22 protein-coding genes are annotated in these 19,112 nt (G+C 62.3%); 3 read left to right on the top strand and 19 right to left on the bottom strand.

The annotated features are described in order from the left end of the window. The first annotated feature begins 2 nt into the window (after window positions 1-2). The 3 genes from sctS to sctU are packed head-to-tail and all read left to right on the top strand — an operon-like array spanning window position 3 to window position 2,143. Window positions 3-269, top strand: coding sequence for a type III secretion system export apparatus subunit SctS (sctS, locus tag BVH01_RS17885; RefSeq protein WP_075931598.1), 267 nt, complete (start codon window positions 3-5; stop codon window positions 267-269). After that, entirely contained in the window at window positions 270-1,070 is an 801-nt protein-coding gene (gene sctT / locus BVH01_RS17880; RefSeq protein ID WP_075931597.1) for a type III secretion system export apparatus subunit SctT, read from the top strand. It abuts the gene before it with no gap. Then, entirely contained in the window at window positions 1,067-2,143 is a 1,077-nt protein-coding gene (gene sctU / locus BVH01_RS17875) for a type III secretion system export apparatus subunit SctU (protein ID WP_075931596.1), read from the top strand. Before sctT ends, sctU begins: the two co-directional genes overlap by 4 nt. A gap of 404 nt (window positions 2,144-2,547) precedes the next feature. Here sctU and BVH01_RS17870 read toward each other — a convergent pair whose 3' ends face one another. The 19 genes from BVH01_RS17870 to ribF all read right to left on the bottom strand — a co-directional run bounded on the left by BVH01_RS17870 (window position 2,548) and on the right by ribF (window position 19,066). Continuing rightward, entirely contained in the window at window positions 2,548-2,895 is a 348-nt protein-coding gene (locus tag BVH01_RS17870) for a type III secretion protein HrpV (protein ID WP_075931595.1), read from the bottom strand. A gap of 2 nt (window positions 2,896-2,897) precedes the next feature. Further along, on the bottom strand, window positions 2,898-3,107 hold the full coding sequence (gene hrpT, locus BVH01_RS17865) for an HrpT family type III secretion system protein (RefSeq protein WP_075931594.1): 210 nt from the start codon (window positions 3,105-3,107) through the stop codon (window positions 2,898-2,900). Then, complete coding sequence (sctC, locus tag BVH01_RS17860; RefSeq protein ID WP_075931593.1) at window positions 3,107-5,206, bottom strand: type III secretion system outer membrane ring subunit SctC; 2,100 nt, start codon at window positions 5,204-5,206, stop codon at window positions 3,107-3,109. The genes hrpT and sctC overlap by 1 nt, the downstream gene beginning before the upstream one ends. Window positions 5,207-5,218: 12 nt before the next feature. Then, on the bottom strand, window positions 5,219-5,632 hold the full coding sequence (locus BVH01_RS17855; RefSeq protein ID WP_075931592.1) for a hypothetical protein: 414 nt from the start codon (window positions 5,630-5,632) through the stop codon (window positions 5,219-5,221). After that, a complete protein-coding gene (locus BVH01_RS17850) occupies window positions 5,619-5,843 on the bottom strand; it encodes a type III secretion protein (protein ID WP_075931591.1) in 225 nt (74 codons plus the stop codon). Before BVH01_RS17850 ends, BVH01_RS17855 begins: the two co-directional genes overlap by 14 nt. After that, entirely contained in the window at window positions 5,840-6,466 is a 627-nt protein-coding gene (sctL, locus tag BVH01_RS24690; protein WP_075931590.1) for a type III secretion system stator protein SctL, read from the bottom strand. The genes BVH01_RS17850 and sctL overlap by 4 nt, the downstream gene beginning before the upstream one ends. Window positions 6,467-6,994: 528 nt before the next feature. Next, window positions 6,995-7,759: a type III secretion system inner membrane ring lipoprotein SctJ gene (gene sctJ / locus BVH01_RS17835; protein ID WP_371915309.1), complete on the bottom strand. Its 765-nt coding sequence runs from the start codon at window positions 7,757-7,759 to the stop codon at window positions 6,995-6,997. Window positions 7,760-7,803: 44 nt separating this feature from the next. Beyond that, complete coding sequence (gene sctI, locus BVH01_RS17830) at window positions 7,804-8,178, bottom strand: type III secretion system inner rod subunit SctI (RefSeq protein ID WP_075931588.1); 375 nt, start codon at window positions 8,176-8,178, stop codon at window positions 7,804-7,806. A gap of 94 nt (window positions 8,179-8,272) precedes the next feature. After that, a complete protein-coding gene (locus tag BVH01_RS17825) occupies window positions 8,273-9,208 on the bottom strand; it encodes a hypothetical protein (protein ID WP_075931587.1) in 936 nt (311 codons plus the stop codon). A gap of 56 nt (window positions 9,209-9,264) precedes the next feature. Next, window positions 9,265-9,570 (bottom strand): hypothetical protein, encoded by a 306-nt coding sequence (locus BVH01_RS17820; RefSeq protein WP_075931586.1) that lies wholly within the window; start codon window positions 9,568-9,570, stop codon window positions 9,265-9,267. Between the two features lie 110 nt (window positions 9,571-9,680). Next, window positions 9,681-10,577, bottom strand: coding sequence for a sigma 54-interacting transcriptional regulator (locus BVH01_RS17815; RefSeq protein ID WP_075931585.1), 897 nt, complete (start codon window positions 10,575-10,577; stop codon window positions 9,681-9,683). A gap of 40 nt (window positions 10,578-10,617) precedes the next feature. After that, entirely contained in the window at window positions 10,618-11,571 is a 954-nt protein-coding gene (locus tag BVH01_RS17810; RefSeq protein ID WP_075931683.1) for a sigma 54-interacting transcriptional regulator, read from the bottom strand. A 1,247-nt stretch (window positions 11,572-12,818) separates the two neighbouring features. Then, the gene (gene ispH, locus BVH01_RS17805; RefSeq protein WP_075931584.1) at window positions 12,819-13,763 is read right to left on the bottom strand and encodes a 4-hydroxy-3-methylbut-2-enyl diphosphate reductase; all 945 of its coding nucleotides are present in this window, start codon (window positions 13,761-13,763) and stop codon (window positions 12,819-12,821) included. 36 nt (window positions 13,764-13,799) lie between these two features. Continuing rightward, on the bottom strand, window positions 13,800-14,075 hold the full coding sequence (locus BVH01_RS17800) for a type II toxin-antitoxin system RelE/ParE family toxin (protein ID WP_013789853.1): 276 nt from the start codon (window positions 14,073-14,075) through the stop codon (window positions 13,800-13,802). After that, complete coding sequence (locus BVH01_RS17795; RefSeq protein ID WP_075931583.1) at window positions 14,075-14,269, bottom strand: stability determinant; 195 nt, start codon at window positions 14,267-14,269, stop codon at window positions 14,075-14,077. Before BVH01_RS17795 ends, BVH01_RS17800 begins: the two co-directional genes overlap by 1 nt. Before the next feature lie 48 nt (window positions 14,270-14,317). Further along, window positions 14,318-14,755, bottom strand: coding sequence for an FKBP-type peptidyl-prolyl cis-trans isomerase (fkpB, locus tag BVH01_RS17790; RefSeq protein ID WP_075931582.1), 438 nt, complete (start codon window positions 14,753-14,755; stop codon window positions 14,318-14,320). Beyond that, entirely contained in the window at window positions 14,748-15,254 is a 507-nt protein-coding gene (gene lspA / locus BVH01_RS17785; RefSeq protein ID WP_075931581.1) for a signal peptidase II, read from the bottom strand. Before lspA ends, fkpB begins: the two co-directional genes overlap by 8 nt. A 30-nt stretch (window positions 15,255-15,284) precedes the next feature. Beyond that, window positions 15,285-18,119: an isoleucine--tRNA ligase gene (gene ileS, locus BVH01_RS17780; protein ID WP_075931580.1), complete on the bottom strand. Its 2,835-nt coding sequence runs from the start codon at window positions 18,117-18,119 to the stop codon at window positions 15,285-15,287. Beyond that, the gene (gene ribF / locus BVH01_RS17775; protein WP_075931579.1) at window positions 18,116-19,066 is read right to left on the bottom strand and encodes a bifunctional riboflavin kinase/FAD synthetase; all 951 of its coding nucleotides are present in this window, start codon (window positions 19,064-19,066) and stop codon (window positions 18,116-18,118) included. The genes ileS and ribF overlap by 4 nt, the downstream gene beginning before the upstream one ends. Between the last annotated feature and the right edge of the window lie 46 nt (window positions 19,067-19,112).

Raw genomic sequence — 19,112 nt, 5'->3', positions numbered from 1 at the left:
CCATGGAAGCGTTGGCACTGTTCAAGCAAGGCATGTTCCTGGTCGTCATCCTCACCGCCCCGCCGTTGGCCGTGGCGGTACTGGTGGGGGTGGTCACCTCGCTGCTGCAGGCCCTGATGCAGATGCAGGATCAGACCCTGCCGTTCGGCCTCAAGCTGGCCGCCGTCGGCCTCACCCTGGCCATGACCGGCCGCTGGGTCGGCCTGGAACTGATCCAGTTCATCAACATGGCCTTCGACCTGATCGCCCGAACAGGCGGCCCCCGTTAGATGCCCTGGGACACGCAAAGCGCCTTCGAGCTGCTGCAAGGCATCGGCCTTGCAGCGGCGCGCCTGGTGCCCTGCATGTTTCTGGTACCCGCTTTCTGCTTCAAATACCTGAAGGGCCCCCTGCGCTACGCGGTGGTCATTGCCGTGGCCCTGATCCCGGCACCGTCGATCAGCGCGGCGCTGGACGGCCAGGACTCGAACCTGGGCTGGATGATTGGCCTGCTGTTCAAAGAGGTGGCCCTGGGCGCACTGCTGGGCGTGCTGCTGTACATGCCGTTCTGGATGTTCGCCTCGGTGGGCGCCCTGCTCGACAGCCAGCGCGGCGCCCTGAGCGGCGGGCAGATCAACCCCGCACTGGGGCCGGACGTGACCCCCATGGGCATGCTGTTTCAGGAGGCGATGATCATGCTGCTGATGGTGATCGGCGGGCTACCGCTGATCCTGCAGGTGATCTGGGACAGCTACCTGATCTGGCCACCCACGGCCTGGCTGCCGATTCTTACCCAGGATGGCCTGATCATCCTGCTCGAACAACTGAGCCGCACGCTGCACCACATGCTGCTGTACGCCGCGCCCTTCATCGCGGTACTGCTGCTGATCGAAGCGGTGATGGCGATCATCAGCCTGTACGCACAACAGCTCAATGTGTTCATCCTCGCCATGCCCGCCAAAAGCATCGCCGGCATCGCCTTCCTACTGATCTATCTGCCGACGCTGCTGGAGCTGGGCAGCGGTGAGCTGCAGCAACTGAGGGTGATCAGCGATCTGCTCCAGCACATCGTAGGGGTACCGGAGCCGTGAGTGAGAAGACCGAAAAAGCCACGCCCAAACAGTTGCGCGATGCCCGCGAGAAGGGGCAGATCGCGCAGAGCCAGGACGTCAGCAAGCTGCTGATCCTGCTTCTGGTCAGCGAGGTGACGCTGGGCCTGGCGAACAGCAGCATGGACAGTCTCAAGCAACTGATGGAGTTGTCGGTCAATGCAACCCAGCAACCCTTCGAGCGGATCGTCGAGCAACTGGTCACCGAAGCCATCGCGGTGATGCTGCCCTTTCTCGCCTTGAGCGTCGGCCTGGCGATGCTGATGCGCCTGGCGGCCGGCTGGGGGCAGTTCGGTTTCCTGTTCGCGCCCAAGGCGCTCAAAGTCGACTTCAACAAGCTCAACCCCTTCGCCCAACTCAAGCAGATGTTCTCCGGGCAAAACCTCTCCAACCTGTTGATGAGCGTGCTCAAGGCCATCGTCATTGGCTACACCCTCTACCTGTTGCTGGAGCCGGAACTGGGAACGCTGATCCTGCTGGCCAATTCCGATCTCGACACCTATTGGCAGTCGCTGCTGCAGGTGTTCCGCCACATCCTGCGCATCACCCTGGGGTTGCTGCTGGTGCTGGCGGCCATCGACTTCGGCCTGCAGAAATTCTTCCATGCCAAGCGCCTGCGCATGAGCCACGACGATATCAAGAAGGAATACAAACAGTCCGAGGGCGACCCCCACGTCAAGGGCCAGCGGCGCCAGTTCGCCTTCGAGATTCTCAACCAGGAACCCGAAGCCGCGCCGCGCCCGGTGCAGGAGGCCGACGTATTGGTGGTCAACCCGACCCACTACGCCGTTGCGCTGTTCTACCGGCCCGGCAAAACGCCCCTGCCGATGATCCACTGCAAGGGCGAAGACGACGACGCCCTGGCGCTGATCGCCCAGGCCAAGGTCGCCAAGGTGCCGGTAGTGCAGAGCGTGTGGCTGGCACGCACCCTGTACAAGACCCGGACCGGCCGCTACATCCCCAGGGCCACCCTGGAAATGGTGGCGCAGATCTACCAACTGGTGAAGCAGCTCGACGAGGTCGACGACCAGGTGATTCGTACCGATCACCTATGAGTACGCCCTGAACAGCTGCCCCCGGCGTGCTGCTCGGGCACCGAACAAAGTCTCGGGTCAGGCGGCGCGAGGATTGCGCATCAGGTATCGATCAACGTCCTTGCCGTCAGAATCAGGACTCACCTGCCGCCCAAAAACGGCATCGGATGAGCGAGGCGCCCGAGCCTCATTAACATCGCTCTGGCTTGAGAGCAGCGGCCGTGACTCGGTACATGCGTCCTGTGATCAACCGCTCGTTCTTGGCTCGGTCGACTTCCCCCGACGACCCAGGGGCCTGGCCATGGTCAATGTCGCTGCGTGCGTCGACCTGCCGATCACTGACTTGAACGGTGGGCGGTGGCACGGGGGGGTGTGCGGCACCGAGGACGGATGCGCACAGTGGTGAGTGAGCGACGCGAGGGCCATCATGGCAGGTGCTCCAGCCCTACGAGGGCGAGTTGCTCCTGGCAGATATGGTCGAGGGAGACGATGTCGGTGTCCTGTATGGGCGCCGCATGCCAAACCACCAACTCTCGCTGCAGATTGAGAAACAGGAAGAACTGATCGTAGCGATCGGCCTCGCAAAAACGCCGCGCCAGGGTGGCACGCAGTTGATCGGGGCCCAGGGCCTCAACCTCCACGTGCAACGCAATGCCCCAGCATCGGTGATCGCGGCGACTGATGAATGCCACCCCGGAAGCAAGCGGCCAAACCGCGCCGCGCTCGGCAGCGGCGTGTTCGAGGAAGGTGCGCTTTTCCGAGGTCTGCATCATGCTCAGTTCTCCAGCGGCGTGACGGTGTAGTCCAGGTCGCGCTGGCGATCCTGCTCATTGAGCCCCTGGCGCATGTCGTCGGGCCACCAGATCACCAGGCTCCTGGGGGTGGAGTCAGGGCGCTTGCACGCCTGACCTGAACAACCTTTGGGGCTGGCACAACCGGCCAGCACACCGACTATCGACACAACGGCCAATACGCGAAACATCATCATGGCTCCTTATCGCCTAGCAGCGAGGGGCGAAGTTCGAGGGAAGGGTCCAGGGCCTTGGCCTGGCGCATGGCGATGAAAACCTCGCTCTGCTCGCCGGGCTGCAGCCAGGCTTGCGGCCAGGCGCTCACGCCCAGGACCCAGCGACCGCCACACTGGCTCTCGTCGATACGCATGGGCATAGCCGAATCATTGCGCACAGCCACCACTGCCACGCCCCAGTCCTTGCGGACGAACCACTGGGAGTGCTCGGCATTGACCGTCAGCCCCGGGTCGAACCGGCACAGGGTGTTGTGCTGGAACGAGGCCCTGGCAGCACTGAAGCCCTGCGGCAGCGTGCCGGCGACCAGGTTTTCGAATGCCTCGCGAACATCGTTGCGCGTCGGCCGATCGGTGACACCGCGACGCGCCTGCACTTCCTTGAGCTGGCGATCGAGGTCATGGGGGTTGGCGTGTTGCACGTAGCGCGCTGGATTGACCTGGTCACCGATCAACCGCGGGGTGAGGATGAACAGCCGCTCGCGCTGGGTGTATTCACGGCTGCGCGACTGGAACAGCAGCTTGCCGATGACGGGAATATCGCCTAGCAGCGGAATCTTGTTGAGCCGGTCATTGGCCTCCACGCCATGAAAACCGCCGATCACCAGGGAGCCGTGTTCGGCGATCACCGCCTGGGTGCTGACGTTGCCACGACGCACGGACGGCTGTTCTTCCTTGATCTGCGATTCGACGATCTGTCCATCTTCGATATCGACGATCAACTGAACCTGGGAGCGACCGTTGTGGTTCAACGAACGAGGAATCACCTGGAGGCTGGTGCCAGCGGTGATGGGTGCGATATTGGCGACACGCTCGGCCAGTGCGGTGAGGTACTCGGTGCGGCTGAAATCGATGACGGCCGGCTGGTTTTCCAGCGTCAGGATCGACGGGTTGCCGACGATCGAGGCGGCGCCATTGCCTTCAAGCGCTCGGAGGTCGGCGGAGAAGCGCCCGGCATCCTGGATAAACAGCGTCGAGGGCGCGCCTGGCTGGAGGAGGTTGGCACCGCCCGTCACACTGCCGGCCGTGAGCGACCAGCGGCTGGACAGTTCAGCCAGCTCGTTGCGATCGATGTCGAGAATCACCGCATCGATCTCGATCACATTGCGCGGCACGTCCAGCTGAGCAATCAGCCCCTGGTACATGGCCTTGCGCGCCGGCAGGTCGTAGATCAGCACCGCGTTGTTGCGTACATCGGCGCTGACGCGAATCTTGCCACTTCGCTCACGGCCCTTGCCACTCGAAGATGGTACCGGCGCCAAGCCAATCATGGCCCCCAGGTCAGGGCCATAGCCGGAGTTTTCGAAGCCCGAGTTGGCTAGCGCGTCCTGGACCAGGGAGGACGAGTCGCGGCTGCCGCCACCGGCTCGCAAACCATTCAGGCTCGCCCCCGCATCCACCGCGCCCCGCATGCCGGTCTGCGAACGGGCGTCCAGAAGTTCTTGGAGAATGCGTGCCACGCCGGCCACCTGCAACTCCTGATCCCGGTAACGGATTGTGCGATCGGCAACGTTGGCGTACTTGAGCGGGAACACGATGACATCCTGCTTCTCCGCCTCCTCCGGCTCCTCGACCTTTTCGCCGTAGTCCCGGATGAACTGCACGTACTTGGCCGGGCCGCGTACCAGCACCGCGCCTTCGTCCGGCAACAGCCCCCAGCCGAAGCGCGGATCGAGCAGGCCGATCTTGCTCAGCGCCGCCTCGAGGTCGTCGACCGCCTCCGAGGACACGTCAATGCGTGCCGAGGTCTGTTCCTGGGTGGGACTGACGTACAGGGTCTCGTTGAAGACGAACCACTGAAAGTGGTACTCACGGCCCAGCCGGTCGAGAAACCCCTGGGGATTGTCGGCGCGAATGCGCCCATCGATCACACCGTCCATGGGCGGCATGTCGAGGGCCAGGCCGAACTCGCGGGCGAAGTCGCCCAGCGCGGTCATCAATTCCGCCTGCTGAGCGTCATAGGCGTAGGCCGTGCGCTTCCAGCTTTCCGGCGGGAGCGCGAGTGCAGGCATCGCGACAACGAAATACAACCACGGTAGCCATCTCAGGGCCTTGCGCATCGGTTACTCCTGTCAGCGGGCTTCAATGCCCTTCGGGTTGAACGGGGTGGAATCGGTAAAATCGAACGTGCGAGTACTGGCCAGGCTGAGCATAGCGGCCCGCTGGTTAGCCAGATTTTCCAGGGCCGTCAGGATCTGCGAGGCCTGGACGGGCAGCGGCAACCACTCCACCAGCACCAGGGCATGCGCCTGGGGATCGAAAGCCAGGGCTCCCCGGCAGCCACAGGCCAGGCCAGCGCCCGCTTCGCCCAGCAAGACGGCAATGCGCGGGAGATCCCAGCCCTGACAGATCTCCAGGCTGCAGCGCAGGCCTGCGCCATGCAGGCTTATCTGGAACGAGGCGTCATCGACCCAGCACTCGAGGCTGGCCGGATACCCCTCGCCACACCATGCCGCGAACGCTTGGTTAAACTCACTGTATGCCATCGATGATGGCTTTGGTCAGGCCATGCTGAGCACGCAGTTCCTCGCCAACCATTGCACCGGTCAACTGCGCCCGGCGGGCCGCATCGTTGTATGCATTGATATCATCGACGCTGGCCGTGTCCATGGCCTGGTGCAGGGCATCCATCATCCCCTCCTTGGCCTCCTTGTTGACACGGTCCAAGCCGTTGCGCAACGCGTTGATACTGGTCATGCCTGATCTCCTTGTTGATGTAGATGCATCGGTGAATGCGCCGCCGCATCCGCCGCTGGCTGGCCGGCGAGCGAGCTGCGCAAGCCATCCCAATCGAGTTCCAGCGCCCCTTGGGCGTGGCTCAGGCGTAGCGCCTGCAACCCGAGCTGGGGGCTCTCGTGCACGGTCCACAGGCTGGCCAATGGCGAAGCGTCCAGCCAGGCCCGCACCGCTTGCGCCTGCTGCGGATGACAACTGAGCGTAGCCGCGGCCTGGGCAGCCGGACTGGCGCTCAGATTGCGCAGTACGGCGTGGATACGCTGGGACAGATCCGTCTCGTCGAGCAGACGGCTCAGGGCATGGCTCAGCAGGCGGTCGAGACTGGCCAGCACCTCGCGCTGAAGTGCCGCGTGCTCGTCAGCGAAGGCCTGCAGTTGGAAATTGGCCTGCTCCCAGAAAGCCGCCTGGGCGTCCTGCAGGTACTGCTGACACTGCTGTTCTGCAGCCTGAAGCAGTTCATCCGCCTGTTGCCTGGCCTGCTCGAGCAACTGCTCGGCGCGCCGCACCTCGTCGAGGGTCTCACGACGCAGCAGCGGCTCGTGCAACACCTGCTCGGGCACCGCCAGCCTACGCTTGACCAGCATGCTCACCTCCCCGCCCCACGCGCCAGAGCACCGCTGACCAGAGCGTATCCAGGCGGTGGCCAGGCAGCCCGGACGGAAGCCCGTCGAGCGCCGCCGACGGCCACTGCAGCCGTACCCTCGCCCAGCGCTGCGGCCCGACCCAGGCGCCCAGCAGAAGACGTGCGTCGACCGGCCCAGCGGGTAGCCAGAGCCCAGGGCGTAACGCCTTCGCCAAGCTGCGGCACCAACGCTCGTCGACACTCGGCAGGGCGTCACAAGAACGCGACAAGGCGCATACGCCTTCGACGAGATGCAGCGTGAAGACCTGTTCGGCTTCGGACAAACCGATCCAGCGTAACAGCCCCTGGTGAGGCTCCGGGGGTTGCGCCAGTCGCACCGCGCGGCTTTCGGCGATGCACGCATGGCGGCTGATGGGTGAGCGAAGGGCTAGGGCCATATGCTCGGCATTGGCACCGACGGTCCATCCTGAGGAAGCGGGGTCGCCGGCCGCATACCACCAGCGAATCCAGCCGGCTGCCAGCCCGTCCATCAGGTGCGGCTCGGCAAGGTGGTGGTGGAGCGCCGCGGCGCAAGGCGCGAAAGCAATGCCTGCCGCCAGTCGGCACGCGCGGCCAGAACGATGACTAGCAACAGCAAGGCGAGCACCACTGGCGCGCCCCACAGGACCCGCTGCCAGAAGCCCAACTGGTGCTCCTCGAGCAGGAAGGGTCCGAACTTGACCAGGGGCTCGGCGTCGTCGAAGGCCGCTGCCGGCACGAAGACGATGGAAAACTTTCCGGAGTCGGCACTGACCGTGTCGGCCATGCCGGGAATGCTGCTGGATACCATCATCTGGATGCGCTGACGCACGGCATCCGGCTCCAGCCGTTCCGAGTGCTTGATGAATACCGCGGCCGACGCCGGCTGTACGGGCTCACCGGGCGCGACCCGCTCCGGCAACACCACGTGTACACGGGCGACGATGACGCCATCGATCTGCGACAGCGTTGACTCGAGTTCCTGGGACAGGGCATAGATGTAACGCGCCCGTTCCTCCAGGGGCGTGGAGATGACGCCCTCTTTCTTGAAGATTTCACCGATGCTGGTACGGGCACGGCGCGGCAGGCCGGCGGACTCCAGGATACGAATGGCGCGATTGGTATCAGCGCGGTCCACGGAGACGACGATGCCACTTTTTTCCGTGCGCTTACCCGTGTCGATCCGGTAATCGCCCAGGGAGGCGATCACGTCGTTGGCATCCTGTTCGGACAGCCCGCTGAACAGGTCGGTCTGCTCGCTACAGCCGGCCAGCATCAACACGCAGAACCACAGGGCAAGTCGCTTCTTCACGGGCTGGCCTATTGCATGTTGGTGAGTTTTTCGAGGGCCTGACCACCCTTGCCTATGACTTTGGTGGTCACCGCCATCTCGAGCGAATAGCGAGACAGGGCCCTGCTCACGTCGGCGATCGACGAGGGATCATTGACGTTGATCACCTCTTTCATACCCCGTTTGGCATCCTGGGTCAGCTGCTCCAGCGACCCCATGCGTCCGCCCACCGCCTCGGCCAGGAAGGCTCCACTACGGCTCGGTTCGTCGGCACCACGGTCATGCATCAGCGAGGCGAACAGTTCGATGTCCGCCCTGGAGGGTTCGTTGACCAACCCCTGTTCGAGTTCGATCCCACCCTTTTTGGCGATATTGTTGAGGTCATCGCTTGCCAAGATATTCATTGGGCAAATCTCCAGTGCCGGCTCGGCGTGCGCAACGCGACGCCATCATGAGTTCGGCCCCATGCATCCCTGTATGGAGCCTGCGAGAAGTCGATCAGACCTGCTGCCTGCCACCGCCGGGCAACATCTGATTGACGATCGAGTCGGCCGCTTCCGCCGCCCCCTGACCAAGGCTCTGCATGTCGAGCTTCTTGCTGAGGTTTTGCAGCTCGCCCATCACGCCGCCAATCGCCTCGCTCAGTTGCTTGAGAATGTCGCCACCGGCTTGGGACGACGCACCGGACGGGCTGCCCAGTCCGCCGGTACCACCCAAATCCTGCGCCGACTGCGCGCCCTGCCCCATGCCACCGCCAGGCACCTGCCCGGAAGCCCGTGCATCGAGTTGCTGGCCGATCATGCCGATGGCCGACTTGAACGCCTCGGTCTCGCCTTTGTCGAGGTGTTTGTTCTCGATCAGCTCCTTGCCCCAGGAGCCGGCATCCGGTGGTGGAAACTGCTTGGGGTTGGCATCCATGAACTTGGCGACATCCATCATCATGCCGGCGTCTTTCTGCTCGAACGTCGAGCCCTGCCCATTGGTTTCAGGCTTGAGCATGCCATCCAAGGAGGACTTGGCCAGGCCACTGAGCACCTGGTCCATTAGATTCGAGCCACCCTGCTGGCCCATACCAGGCGCGCCACCGCCGCCTGCTGGCGACTGCGACTGGCCGAAATCCTTGCCGAGCTTTTCACCAATAAGTTGCTCCAGCAGCTTGGTCAGCAGTTGCTGCAGGTCACCGCCCTGCGCACCGGCACCGCCCAGGCCACCGCCCGGCCCGCCTAGGCCGCCACCCTGGCCACCCTGGCCGCCGAGTTTGTCGTTAACCATCTGCCCGAGACCGGAGTCGCCTCCGCCGGCCTTCATCAGCAGCTGCACCAGTTTCTTGATGACGTCGTCCAGACTCTGCGTCTGGTTCTGGCCCATGGATCTGTCGGAGAAACCCACCCGGTTACTGGTGTCCAGGGCCAGGTTGTTGCTTATCATGTTCATATCGGCTCTACGCCCCCATTAAGATGAATAGGCATTCACGTGCCTCGGCAGAGGTCTCAGTACTGGATGCCCTTGCCGGCGGTAATGGCGGAACTGATGCTCTTGTTGGCGGTGTCCTGCGCCATCGACTTGATACCGTCGGCGGCGGCGACATCGGCGTTCTTGCGCGCGGCCTCGCTTACGGCCGCCTTTCGCTGGGCGCCGGCCTGGTCGTCCAGCTCCCCTTGCTTGATCGTTTCATCGAGCGTCTTGTTGTTGGTACTGGCGTTACGAAGCGCGTTCGCGCCATCCTGACGCGAGCCGATTTCATTGAAATTCTGCAGCCCGTTGTTGAAAAAGTTCTGGATACCGGTAAGAGACATGGCGTCTATCCTCTGTATGTGGTCACAACGTTTATCGTTGTGCAGCCTGGGTGGCGTCGGTACGCCAATCGGTTCCACCAGTGCGGCGAACTTTTCCGGGCAATGGCCTTTCACACATCGAGATCCTTCATCCGCTGGTAGAGGGTGCGGCGAGGGATATCCAGCTCACTGGTGACCGCGGCAATGCAGTGGTCATTGCGCTTGAGCGACTGCTGGATGAGGGTCTTCTCGATCAGCCGCAACTGGTTCTTGAGGCCAGTTTCCGAGGACTCGTCCGGGTCGTCGTCGATCAGCGGCATGCCGAGTACGTGGCGTCGAGCGGCGGATTTGAGCTCGCGGTAATTGCCAGGCCAACCATGGCTGAGCAGCAGCACTTCGACCCGCTCGTCGATCACCGGGGCAGGCATGTTGAGCTCGACCTCGGCAGTGGCAACGAAATGCCTGAAAACCGACACGATATGGCCGGGGCGCTGACGCAGCGGCGGCAGGCTGAGACTCATCACACTAAGCCGGTAATACAGATCGCGGCGAAACAGCCCCCCCTCCATCAGCAGATCGAGCGAACGCTGGGCGGAGGCCACTACACCTATATCCAGGGGTATGACCCGAGTCGATCCCAAGCGCTCAACCTGGCGGCTCTCCAAGACCCTCAGGAGCTTGACCTGCAGATTGAGCGGCATGCTGTCGATCTCGTCGAGATAAAGCGTGCCCCTGTGTGCCGCTTCGAAATAGCCGCTGCGGTCTCTATCCGCCCCGGTGAAAGCCCCGGCATTGACACCGAATAGTTCGCTCTCGAACAAGGTTTCCGGGATGGCCGCGCAATTCACCGCGACGAAGGGCCCCTTGGGCCTTGAAAGTTTGTGTAGATGTCGCGCGACCGTATCCTTGCCAGTGCCCGTTTCACCCAACAGCAGCACATCAATACCCAACTCGGAAATACTCTGTCCTAATACGTCCAAACTCGAAATTCCATTCTCGAGCACCAACAGATCTAGAGCAGACTCCATACTTCATCCCCGACCACTGGAATATTACCTATGCGACGAGTCAACCCTGAAGTGATTGCTCCTTGAGCGCACCGGTAGTACACGCCAGTTCCCTGATACGAAAATGCAGCGTTCGCCTAGGAACACTAAGTTCTTTGGACACGGCGTCCAGGCGCCCTCCGTGACGGTGTAAAGCATCGGTGATAAGTGCTTTTTCAATTCGTTTCATCTGCACTCGCAAACCGCTATGCGTGCGGACATGTTCCATTGCCAACGCACCAGAACTCAGTAACGAGAACCCCATCACAAAACGTTTGGCCGCCGACTGCAGTTCACGAACATTACCTGGCCAGGAATGACCGAGTAGCAGCATCGCAACAGAAGCCTCGAGAACGGGCACCTCTCGCTTGAGACGGGCTGCCGCCGTGCGCGCGAAACTTTCGAACAATGGCAATATTTCGCCGCGCCGCTCGCGCAGCGGCGGAAGTCGAACAGTCACCGCATTGAGACGAAAGAACAGATCGCTACGAAAACGTCCTTGTTTCACCAACTTTGCCAATGGCCGCTGGGCGGAGGCAATGACTCTTAGATCGAGGGGAATGAAGTCCGTACTGCCTAGCCGCCCCACGCCGCGCTCTTCCAGAACACGCAGGAGCTTGGCCTGCAACGCCAGGGGCATGCTGTCGATCTCATCCAGGTACAAGGTGCCCTTGTCGGAGGCCTCGATATAACCTGACCGCGCGCGCATAGCCCCGGTATAGGCACCGCTGGCGGCACCGAAGAGCTGACTTTCGGCGAGCGACTCCGGGATGGCTGCGCAGTTAAGCCCTACAAAGGCACCAGAACGTCCAGAATGTTTGTGAATGAGCTGCGCCAGCATGTCTTTCCCGGTGCCGGTTTCCCCGCAAACGAGAATATCGACATTCTGACTGATCACCGGCAGGGACACGCCCAATTTCAGCGTGTCACTTAGACACGTGCATGACTCTTGGCAATTGGAGATTGGTTCGACCATCAAAAAGCCTCTCACAGTTCCCGCCGATACGCGGCACACTTTCAAGATGCATATCGAACAGACAATACGCCTCTTGGCCGCTAACTTTTGAAGAGCGAACAGTATCGACATTATGATTATTTTTTCGGCGGAAACCTCGCAACGCGCGGCTGCAATCGATAACCACCTCTGGAACGCTTTTGCTTTTACCCGAAGTAGTGACTACCCCTAAAAGGATCAGTTCAATGGGAGGTTAAAAAAAATAGCGCTCCGACGTAATGCCATACCGCTTGTCTTTTTAATCCAATCGCTCAATACAGCCCCACCCGAAAAACCAAACTACGGTGACACTGCTAAACAAGCGCCACGTGCTCTGGCGCGCGGCCTTCGACGAAGACCGGATATTGACGCCAACAGCACAGCACTTGCTTCAGCGATAAATAAGCAAGGCAAAAAAATAATTAATCCGGATAATAATTCACTCAACTAGCGAACCTATTGAATAACCAGACGCTCGCTCCTTTCCAGGCAATTAAATACATATTGGAGTTTAGAGAATTACTGTTGCACCCTGGTTTCAAGCGATAGAAAAGCAAAAAAGTATATATTCGGTCGACCACCAAGGTACGCAGGTGGACAGCCGGCTCCTCACCGGAAACAAATTGATACACATGCCACGAGCGCTCCTCCACTGAGCGACCCCTATCGCGCCGACGCAATCAGCGCCATAAATGGCCGCGGGATTCATGGTCTCAATCGGGCCTGCGGGCGAGCATCTCATTCATAGGAAATTGTGTGGAGCTAACGGTCGCACCTTCCAGCCAGCTTGCGTGGCCATAACGTCGAAGATCGAGCAGATGTGCCGGGATGCAGGGCCTGTAGGCACAGAGACAGACCACGTGCTGATGCTTTCCATAACGGAACCTCACGCTTGTCATTATAGTTGTACGCCACGAAGGGCACTGAGTGTCATCTCTTTGCAGATGCTGTGCCAGAAAGCCAAGAGCCCTATATAGAGCATCAGCACCCGCCCAAGAAAGGCACTAGCTGGCGGGAAATTGCCTGCGAGAGCCGCAAGCTGGCGGAATCTTGCTAGAAAACGCTGGATGAGCCACGCAGGTACAGACACAGCAGCGGCCCGAGTCATTCAAACTCGCTGGCGACCATTTGCAAGCTGGCGATCACTGTCTTGACGCTGCGCCCCATGGGAGTGCGCCGGGCCCCGGTCTGTACCTGGCGCCGCCCGCGGGACGCAGTTGACGGCCGTGTTAAACCGCTTTGAGCCGCAGCTCCTTGGGCATGGAGAACGTCACGTTCTCCGGGCGGCCGTCCAGTTCCTGGACGTTGCTGGCGCCCCATTCGCCGAGCTTGTCGATCACCCCGCGCACCAGCACTTCCGGAGCCGATGCACCAGCAGTGATGCCGATGCCCTTGGCGCCTTCGAACCACTCACGCTTGAGGTCTTCGGCGCCGTCGATCAGGTAGGCCGGGGTGCCCATGCGCTCTGCCAGCTCGCGCAGGCGATTGGAGTTGGAGCTGTTCGGGCTGCCGACCACCAGCAGCACGTCGCACTCGTCAGCCAGTTGCTTGACCGCATCCTGGCGATTCTGGGTGGCGTAGCAGATATCGTCCTTGCGCGGCCCACCGATGTTGGGGAAGCGCGCGCGCAGGGCGTCGATGACCTTGCTGGTGTCGTCCATCGACAAGGTGGTCTGGGTGACGAAGGCCAGGTTGTCTGGATCGCGTACCTGCAGCGTGGCGACGTCGTCCTCGTCCTCGACCAGGTAGATCGCGCCACCATTGCTGGCGTCGTATTGGCCCATGGTGCCTTCGACTTCCGGGTGGCCTTCGTGGCCGATGAGGATGCACTCGCGGCCATCGCGGCTATAGCGCACCACTTCCAGATGCACCTTGGTGACCAGCGGACAGGTGGCGTCGAACACTTTCAGGCCGCGATTGGCGGCTTCGTTACGTACCACCTGGGACACGCCGTGGGCGCTGAAGATGACGATCACGTCATCGGGCACCTGGTCCAGCTCTTCGACGAACACCGCGCCACGGTTGCGCAGGTCCTCGACCACGAACTTGTTGTGCACCACTTCATGACGTACGTAGATCGGCGGGCCGAACACCTCGAGGGCGCGGTTGACGATCTCGATGGCGCGGTCGACACCGGCGCAGAAACCGCGGGGATTGGCGAGTTTGATATGCATGTTGGTTGTCTCGATTGCGCGGCGCCGAACAGCGTCTCAAGGATACTGCTGACGAGCATGAAGAACATTCACCACTTCCACAGCGTCAGCGGCTACTCGGTAAACCAGAATGTAGTTTGGATGAGCGATCAGCTCGCGTGTTCCGGGCACCCGACCAAAACGATATAGATAGGGATGCTCGGCCAACGGCAGCACAACCGACTCCAATCGCTCTTTTAGCTGCCTGGCAGCTTTGGGGTCTTCATTGGCGATGTAGCGAATGATCTGCAAAAGATCGTCCCTGGCAGTGGCGCGCCAGACGATCGGCAGCATCAATCCTTACTCCGCCGCCGTGCCTCTGCCTCGCTGATGACGGCCTCGACATCGGCCATCACCTGATCATGAGCAACCACAACGCGAGAGTCCGCGAGAGATTCCGCGACCTTGCGGCGAAACCAGCCGTCGTGGCTGTCCGCCAATTCCTGAGTCTCGAACTCCGACACGATGGGGGAACGCTGTACGCTCATGGTGCGGCCTCTGTTTTAGCGGGCGACAAGGCACTCATCCTACACTGCCTAGACGGCTTTGACCTCAATGATCTCGACGTCGAAGGTCAGCGTCTTGCCGGCCAGCGGGTGGTTGAAGTCGATGGTCACCTGGGCGTCGTCGAACTCCTTGACCACGCCTGGCAGCTCGGTATTGGCGGCGTCGTTGAAGATCACCAGCAGCCCTTCGGACAGCTCCATCTCCTGGAACTGCGAGCGCGGCATGACCTGCACGTTCTGCGGGTTGTGCTGGCCGAAGCCCTGCTCGGGCTCGACGGTCAGGCTGCGCTTGTCGCCGGCCTTGAAGCCGTAGAGCGCGGCCTCGAAACCCGGCAGCAGGTTGCCGTCGCCGACCTTGAAGGTGGCCGGCTGCTTGTCGAAGGTGCTGTCGACCACATCGCCGTTATCCAGCTTCAGCGCGAAATGCAGGGTGACCTGCCGATCCGGGCCGATACGTACATCAGTCACGTGCCACCTCTTCTTCAGGCTTCTTGCTCTTGAACATGTCCAGCGCCAGCAGGACGGCGCCTACGGTGATCGCGCTGTCGGCGATATTGAAGGCCGGGAAATACCAGCTGCTCTGCCAGTGCACCAGGATGAAATCGACCACGTGGCCGAAGATCACCCGGTCCACCAGGTTGCCCAGCGCGCCGCCGAGCACCAGGGCCAAGCCGACGGCCAACCAGGTTTCATCGGCCTTGAGGCGCTTCATCCACACCACCAGAATCACGCTGACCACCACCGCGATCAGGGTGAACAGCCAGCGCTGCCAGCCGGAGGCACCGGCCAGGAAGCTGAAGGCCGCGCCGGTGTTGTAGGCCAGGGTCCAGTCCAGTACTTGGGGAATGACGGTGATGCGTTCGTACATCTGCAGGTTGTTGTCGAACCAGAACTTGGTGATCTGGTCGATCACGAACACCACGACACTGAGCCACACCCAGCCGAGTTTGCCGAAACGTGCGCTCATTGGTTCATCTCCGCGATGCGGGCCAGGGCGTTACGCATGGTGGCGCACCTCGCCCGAACCTTCGATGTTGCTGATACAACGGCCGCACAACTCCGGATGCTCGGCATAAGTACCGACATCGGCGCGCAGGTGCCAGCAACGGCCGCACTTGGCGTGGGCAGACTTGACGATCTTCAGCTTCAACCCTTCGACCTCGGTGACCACGGCATCGGCCGGAGCATCGCTCAGCGGCGCGGTGGCGGCGGCGGAAGTGATCAGCGCAAAGCGCAGTTCGTCGCCGAGCTTGGCCAGGTCATCACGCAGGGCGTCGTCACCGAACAGGGTGACTTCGGCCTGAAGGCTGGCACCGATGGCCTTGCTCGCGCGCAGATTTTCCAGTTCCTTGTTGACCGCGCCCTTGACCGCCATGACGCGCTCCCAATAGGCGTTGTCCAGTTCGAAGCCTTCCGGCAGGCGTGCCAGGCTCTCGTACCAGGTGGCCAGCATCACCGACTCGGCGCGCTCGCCCGGCAGGAACTGCCAGATTTCCTCGGCGGTGAACGACAGGATCGGGGCGACCCAGCGTACCAGCGCTTCGCAGATGTGGAACAGCGCGCTCTGGCAGGAACGGCGGGCAACGCTGTCCGGCGCGGTGGTGTACTGACGGTCCTTGATGATGTCCAGGTAGAAGCCACCCAGCTCCTGCACGCAGAAGTTGTGGACCTTGGAATACACGTTCCAGAAACGGTACTCGCCGTAGGCGTCGGTCAGCTCGTCCTGCAGACGCGCGGTGGCGTCGACGGCCCAGCGGTCGAGATCGAGCATCTGCTCGGCCGGCAGCAGGTCGGTGGCGGGATTGAAGCCATTGAGGTTGGCCAGCATGAAGCGCGCGGTGTTGCGGATGCGCCGGTAGGCATCGGCGCTGCGCTGCAGAATCTGGTCGGAAACCGCCATCTCGCCGGAGTAGTCGGTGGAGGCGACCCACAGGCGCAGGATGTCGGCGCCCATGCTGTCGATCACCTTCTGCGGCGCGACCACGTTGCCGAGGGACTTGGACTGCTTGCGGCCCTGCTCGTCGACGGTGAAGCCGTGGGTCAGCAGTTCCTTGTACGGCGCGTGGCCATCGATGGCGCAGCCGGTCAGCAGGGACGAGTGGAACCAACCACGGTGCTGGTCGGAGCCTTCCAGGTACAGATCGGCAACCGGGCCGCTGCTGTGCGCCAGATCGGCGTGGGAGCCGCGCAGCACGTGCCAGTGGGTGGTACCGGAATCGAACCACACGTCCAGGGTGTCGCGGCTCTTGTCGTACTGGTCGGCCTCGGCACCGAGCAGCTCGGCAGCGTCCAGCTTGAACCAGGCTTCGATGCCCTCTTGCTCGACGCGCTTGGCGACCTCTTCCATCAATTCCACAGTACGCGGGTGCAGCTCGCCGCTCTCCTTGTGGGTAAAGAACGGGATGGGCACGCCCCAGTTGCGCTGACGCGAGATGCACCAGTCCGGGCGGCCGGCGATCATGCTGTGCAGGCGCGCCTGGCCCCAGGCCGGGACGAACTTGGTGTCTTCGATGGCCGCCAGGGAGCGCTCACGCAGGGTGCCACCCTCCTTGGGTTTGGTATCCATGCCGACGAACCACTGCGCGGTGGCGCGGTAGATCAGCGGCGTCTTGTGCCGCCAGCAGTGCATGTAGCTGTGGCTGATGGTGGCGTGCTTGAGCAGCGCGCCCACTTCTTCGAGCTTGGCGACGATGGCCGGCGTGGCCTTCCAGATGAACTGGCCGCCGAAGAACGGCAGCGAGTCGACGTACACACCGTTGCTCTGCACCGGGTTGAGAATTTCGTCGTTGCTCATGCCGTAGCGCTTGCAGCTCTGGAAGTCGTCCTCCCCGTAGGCGGGCGCGGAGTGGACGATACCGGTACCGGCGCCCAGCTCGACGTACTCGGCCAGGTACAGCGGCGACAGGCGGTCATAGAACGGGTGACGGAAATTGATCAGTTCCAGCGCCGAGCCTTCCGCTGTGGCGACCACCTGGCCTTCGAGGCCGAAGCGCTGCAGGCAGCTCTCGACCATTTCCTCGGCCAGCAGCAGCAGGCGGTCGCCCACGTCCACCAGCGCGTAGGTGAATTCCGGGTGCACGTTCAGCGCCTGGTTGGCCGGGATGGTCCACGGCGTGGTGGTCCAGATGACGATGGCGGTCGGCTTGCTCAGGCTGGCCAGACCGAAGGCGGCGGCCAGCTTGTCGGCATCCTCGACCGGGAAGGCCACGTCGATGGCTTCGGATTTCTTGTCCTGGTACTCGACCTCGGCCTCGGCCAGGGCCGAGCCACAGTCGAAGCAGAAGTTGACTGGCTTGAGGCCTTTGAACACGAAACCGTTCTTGACCATTTCCGCCAGGGCGCGGATCTCGCCGGCCTCGTTGGCGAAATTCATGGTCAGGTACGGGTTGTTCCAGTCACCCAGCACACCGAGGCGAATGAAGTTGGCCTTCTGCTCCTCGACCTGCTCGGCCGCGTAAGTGCGGCAACGCTCGCGGGTCAGGTCGGCCGGCTGGTTCTTGCCAAAAGTGGTCTCGACCTTGTGCTCGATCGGCAGGCCGTGGCAATCCCAACCCGGCACGTACGGCGCGTCATAGCCGGCCAGGGTCTTGGAGCGGGTGATGATGTCCTTGAGGATCTTGTTCAGCGCGTGACCGATATGAATGCTGCCGTTGGCATAGGGCGGGCCGTCGTGCAGCACGAATTTCGGGCGGCCTTCACCGGCCTTGCGCAGCTTTTCGTACAGACCAATATCAATCCAGCGCTGCAGGGTCTGCGGCTCGCGTTGCGGCAGGCCAGCCTTCATCGGGAAGGGAGTATCGGGCAGGTTCAGCGTGGCTTTGTAATCGGTCATGTCGGGCTCTTCATCAGCGGTTGGCGCTGCCAATGGTCGCGGGCAGCGGCAATGTCGGCCGCAATGGCCGTCTTCAATGCCTCGAGCGAGGCGAAACGCTGCTCATCGCGCAGCTTGTGGTGGAAAGCCACCGTCAAACGCCGGCCATACAGGTCACCGGCAAAATCCAGCAGGTGCACCTCGAGGTGGGCGCTCCCGTCACCGGCCACGCTGGGGCGCACGCCGATATTGGCGACGCCCGGCCATGGCTGGCCGTCTATCTCGACGCTGACCAGATACACCCCGGTCAGCGGTACACGTTTGCGCTTGAGCTGCACGTTGGCGGTCGGCGCATTGAGCTGGCGGCCCAGCTTCTGCCCATGCAGCACCCGCCCGACGATGCGAAAGGGCCGGCCGAGCATGCGTTCGGCGACGGTGAAGTCGCCGCTGGCCAGGGCCTCTCGCACTCGCGTGCTGCTCACCCGCTGCTCGTCGATCACCACGGTCTTGGCCGCTTCGACACTGAAGCCTTCACGCTGCGCGGCCTCGGCCAGAAAGGCGAAGTCACCGGCGCGGTCGCAGCCGAAGCGGAAATCATCGCCCACTTCCAGATGCAGCACGCCGAGCCCGTCGACCAGCACGCGCTGCACGAATTCGGCGGCGCTCAATTCACGCAAACGCGGGTTGAAGGTCAGGCACAGCACCCGGTCGACGCCTTCGGCAGCCAGCAGGGCGAGCTTGTCACGCAGGCGGCTCAGACGTGCCGGCGCGCCTTCGGGGTCGAAGTATTCACGCGGCTGCGGCTCGAACAGCACCACGCAGCTCGGCACGCCCAGCTCTGCCGCGCGCTCACGCAAACGGGCCAGAATCGCCTGGTGGCCACGGTGAACGCCGTCGAAATTACCGATGGTGGCGACACAGCCCCGATGCTGGGGCCGCAGATTATGAAGGCCTTGAACCAGCTGCATAACGCGCTTCTTGCTCACAAAGTGGCCAATTATACGCACAGCGGCT

It is taken from the genome of Pseudomonas sp. PA1(2017) (assembly GCF_001945375.1).
Taxonomy (GTDB): Bacteria; Pseudomonadota; Gammaproteobacteria; order Pseudomonadales; family Pseudomonadaceae; genus Aquipseudomonas.
The sequence above is the reverse complement of the archived record's forward strand: the minus strand, read 5'-3'. Positions and strand labels throughout refer to the sequence as shown.

Excerpts from the sequence above, each read along its gene's own strand:
- ispH (WP_075931584.1), bottom strand. The coding sequence starts at position 13,763 with ATGCATATCAAACTCGCCAATCCCCGCGGTTTCTGCGCCGGTGTCGAC.
- sctJ (WP_371915309.1), bottom strand. The coding sequence starts at position 7,759 with ATGCTGGCCGGCTGTAGCGAGCAGACCGACCTGTTCAGCGGGCTGTCC.
- ileS (WP_075931580.1), bottom strand. The coding sequence starts at position 18,119 with ATGACCGATTACAAAGCCACGCTGAACCTGCCCGATACTCCCTTCCCG.
- BVH01_RS17810 (WP_075931683.1), bottom strand. The coding sequence starts at position 11,571 with ATGGTCGAACCAATCTCCAATTGCCAAGAGTCATGCACGTGTCTAAGT.
- sctS (WP_075931598.1), top strand. The coding sequence starts at position 3 with ATGGAAGCGTTGGCACTGTTCAAGCAAGGCATGTTCCTGGTCGTCATC.
- sctI (WP_075931588.1), bottom strand. The coding sequence starts at position 8,178 with ATGAATATCTTGGCAAGCGATGACCTCAACAATATCGCCAAAAAGGGT.
- BVH01_RS17850 (WP_075931591.1), bottom strand. The coding sequence starts at position 5,843 with ATGACCAGTATCAACGCGTTGCGCAACGGCTTGGACCGTGTCAACAAG.
- lspA (WP_075931581.1), bottom strand. The coding sequence starts at position 15,254 with ATGAGCGCACGTTTCGGCAAACTCGGCTGGGTGTGGCTCAGTGTCGTG.
- BVH01_RS17820 (WP_075931586.1), bottom strand. The coding sequence starts at position 9,570 with ATGTCTCTTACCGGTATCCAGAACTTTTTCAACAACGGGCTGCAGAAT.
- BVH01_RS17800 (WP_013789853.1), bottom strand. The coding sequence starts at position 14,075 with ATGCTGCCGATCGTCTGGCGCGCCACTGCCAGGGACGATCTTTTGCAG.
- BVH01_RS17815 (WP_075931585.1), bottom strand. The coding sequence starts at position 10,577 with ATGGAGTCTGCTCTAGATCTGTTGGTGCTCGAGAATGGAATTTCGAGT.
- sctT (WP_075931597.1), top strand. The coding sequence starts at position 270 with ATGCCCTGGGACACGCAAAGCGCCTTCGAGCTGCTGCAAGGCATCGGC.
- BVH01_RS17825 (WP_075931587.1), bottom strand. The coding sequence starts at position 9,208 with ATGAACATGATAAGCAACAACCTGGCCCTGGACACCAGTAACCGGGTG.
- hrpT (WP_075931594.1), bottom strand. The coding sequence starts at position 3,107 with ATGATGTTTCGCGTATTGGCCGTTGTGTCGATAGTCGGTGTGCTGGCC.
- ribF (WP_075931579.1), bottom strand. The coding sequence starts at position 19,066 with ATGCAGCTGGTTCAAGGCCTTCATAATCTGCGGCCCCAGCATCGGGGC.
- BVH01_RS17855 (WP_075931592.1), bottom strand. The coding sequence starts at position 5,632 with ATGGCATACAGTGAGTTTAACCAAGCGTTCGCGGCATGGTGTGGCGAG.
- sctL (WP_075931590.1), bottom strand. The coding sequence starts at position 6,466 with ATGCTGGTCAAGCGTAGGCTGGCGGTGCCCGAGCAGGTGTTGCACGAG.
- sctC (WP_075931593.1), bottom strand. The coding sequence starts at position 5,206 with ATGCGCAAGGCCCTGAGATGGCTACCGTGGTTGTATTTCGTTGTCGCG.
- BVH01_RS17870 (WP_075931595.1), bottom strand. The coding sequence starts at position 2,895 with ATGATGCAGACCTCGGAAAAGCGCACCTTCCTCGAACACGCCGCTGCC.
- BVH01_RS17795 (WP_075931583.1), bottom strand. The coding sequence starts at position 14,269 with ATGAGCGTACAGCGTTCCCCCATCGTGTCGGAGTTCGAGACTCAGGAA.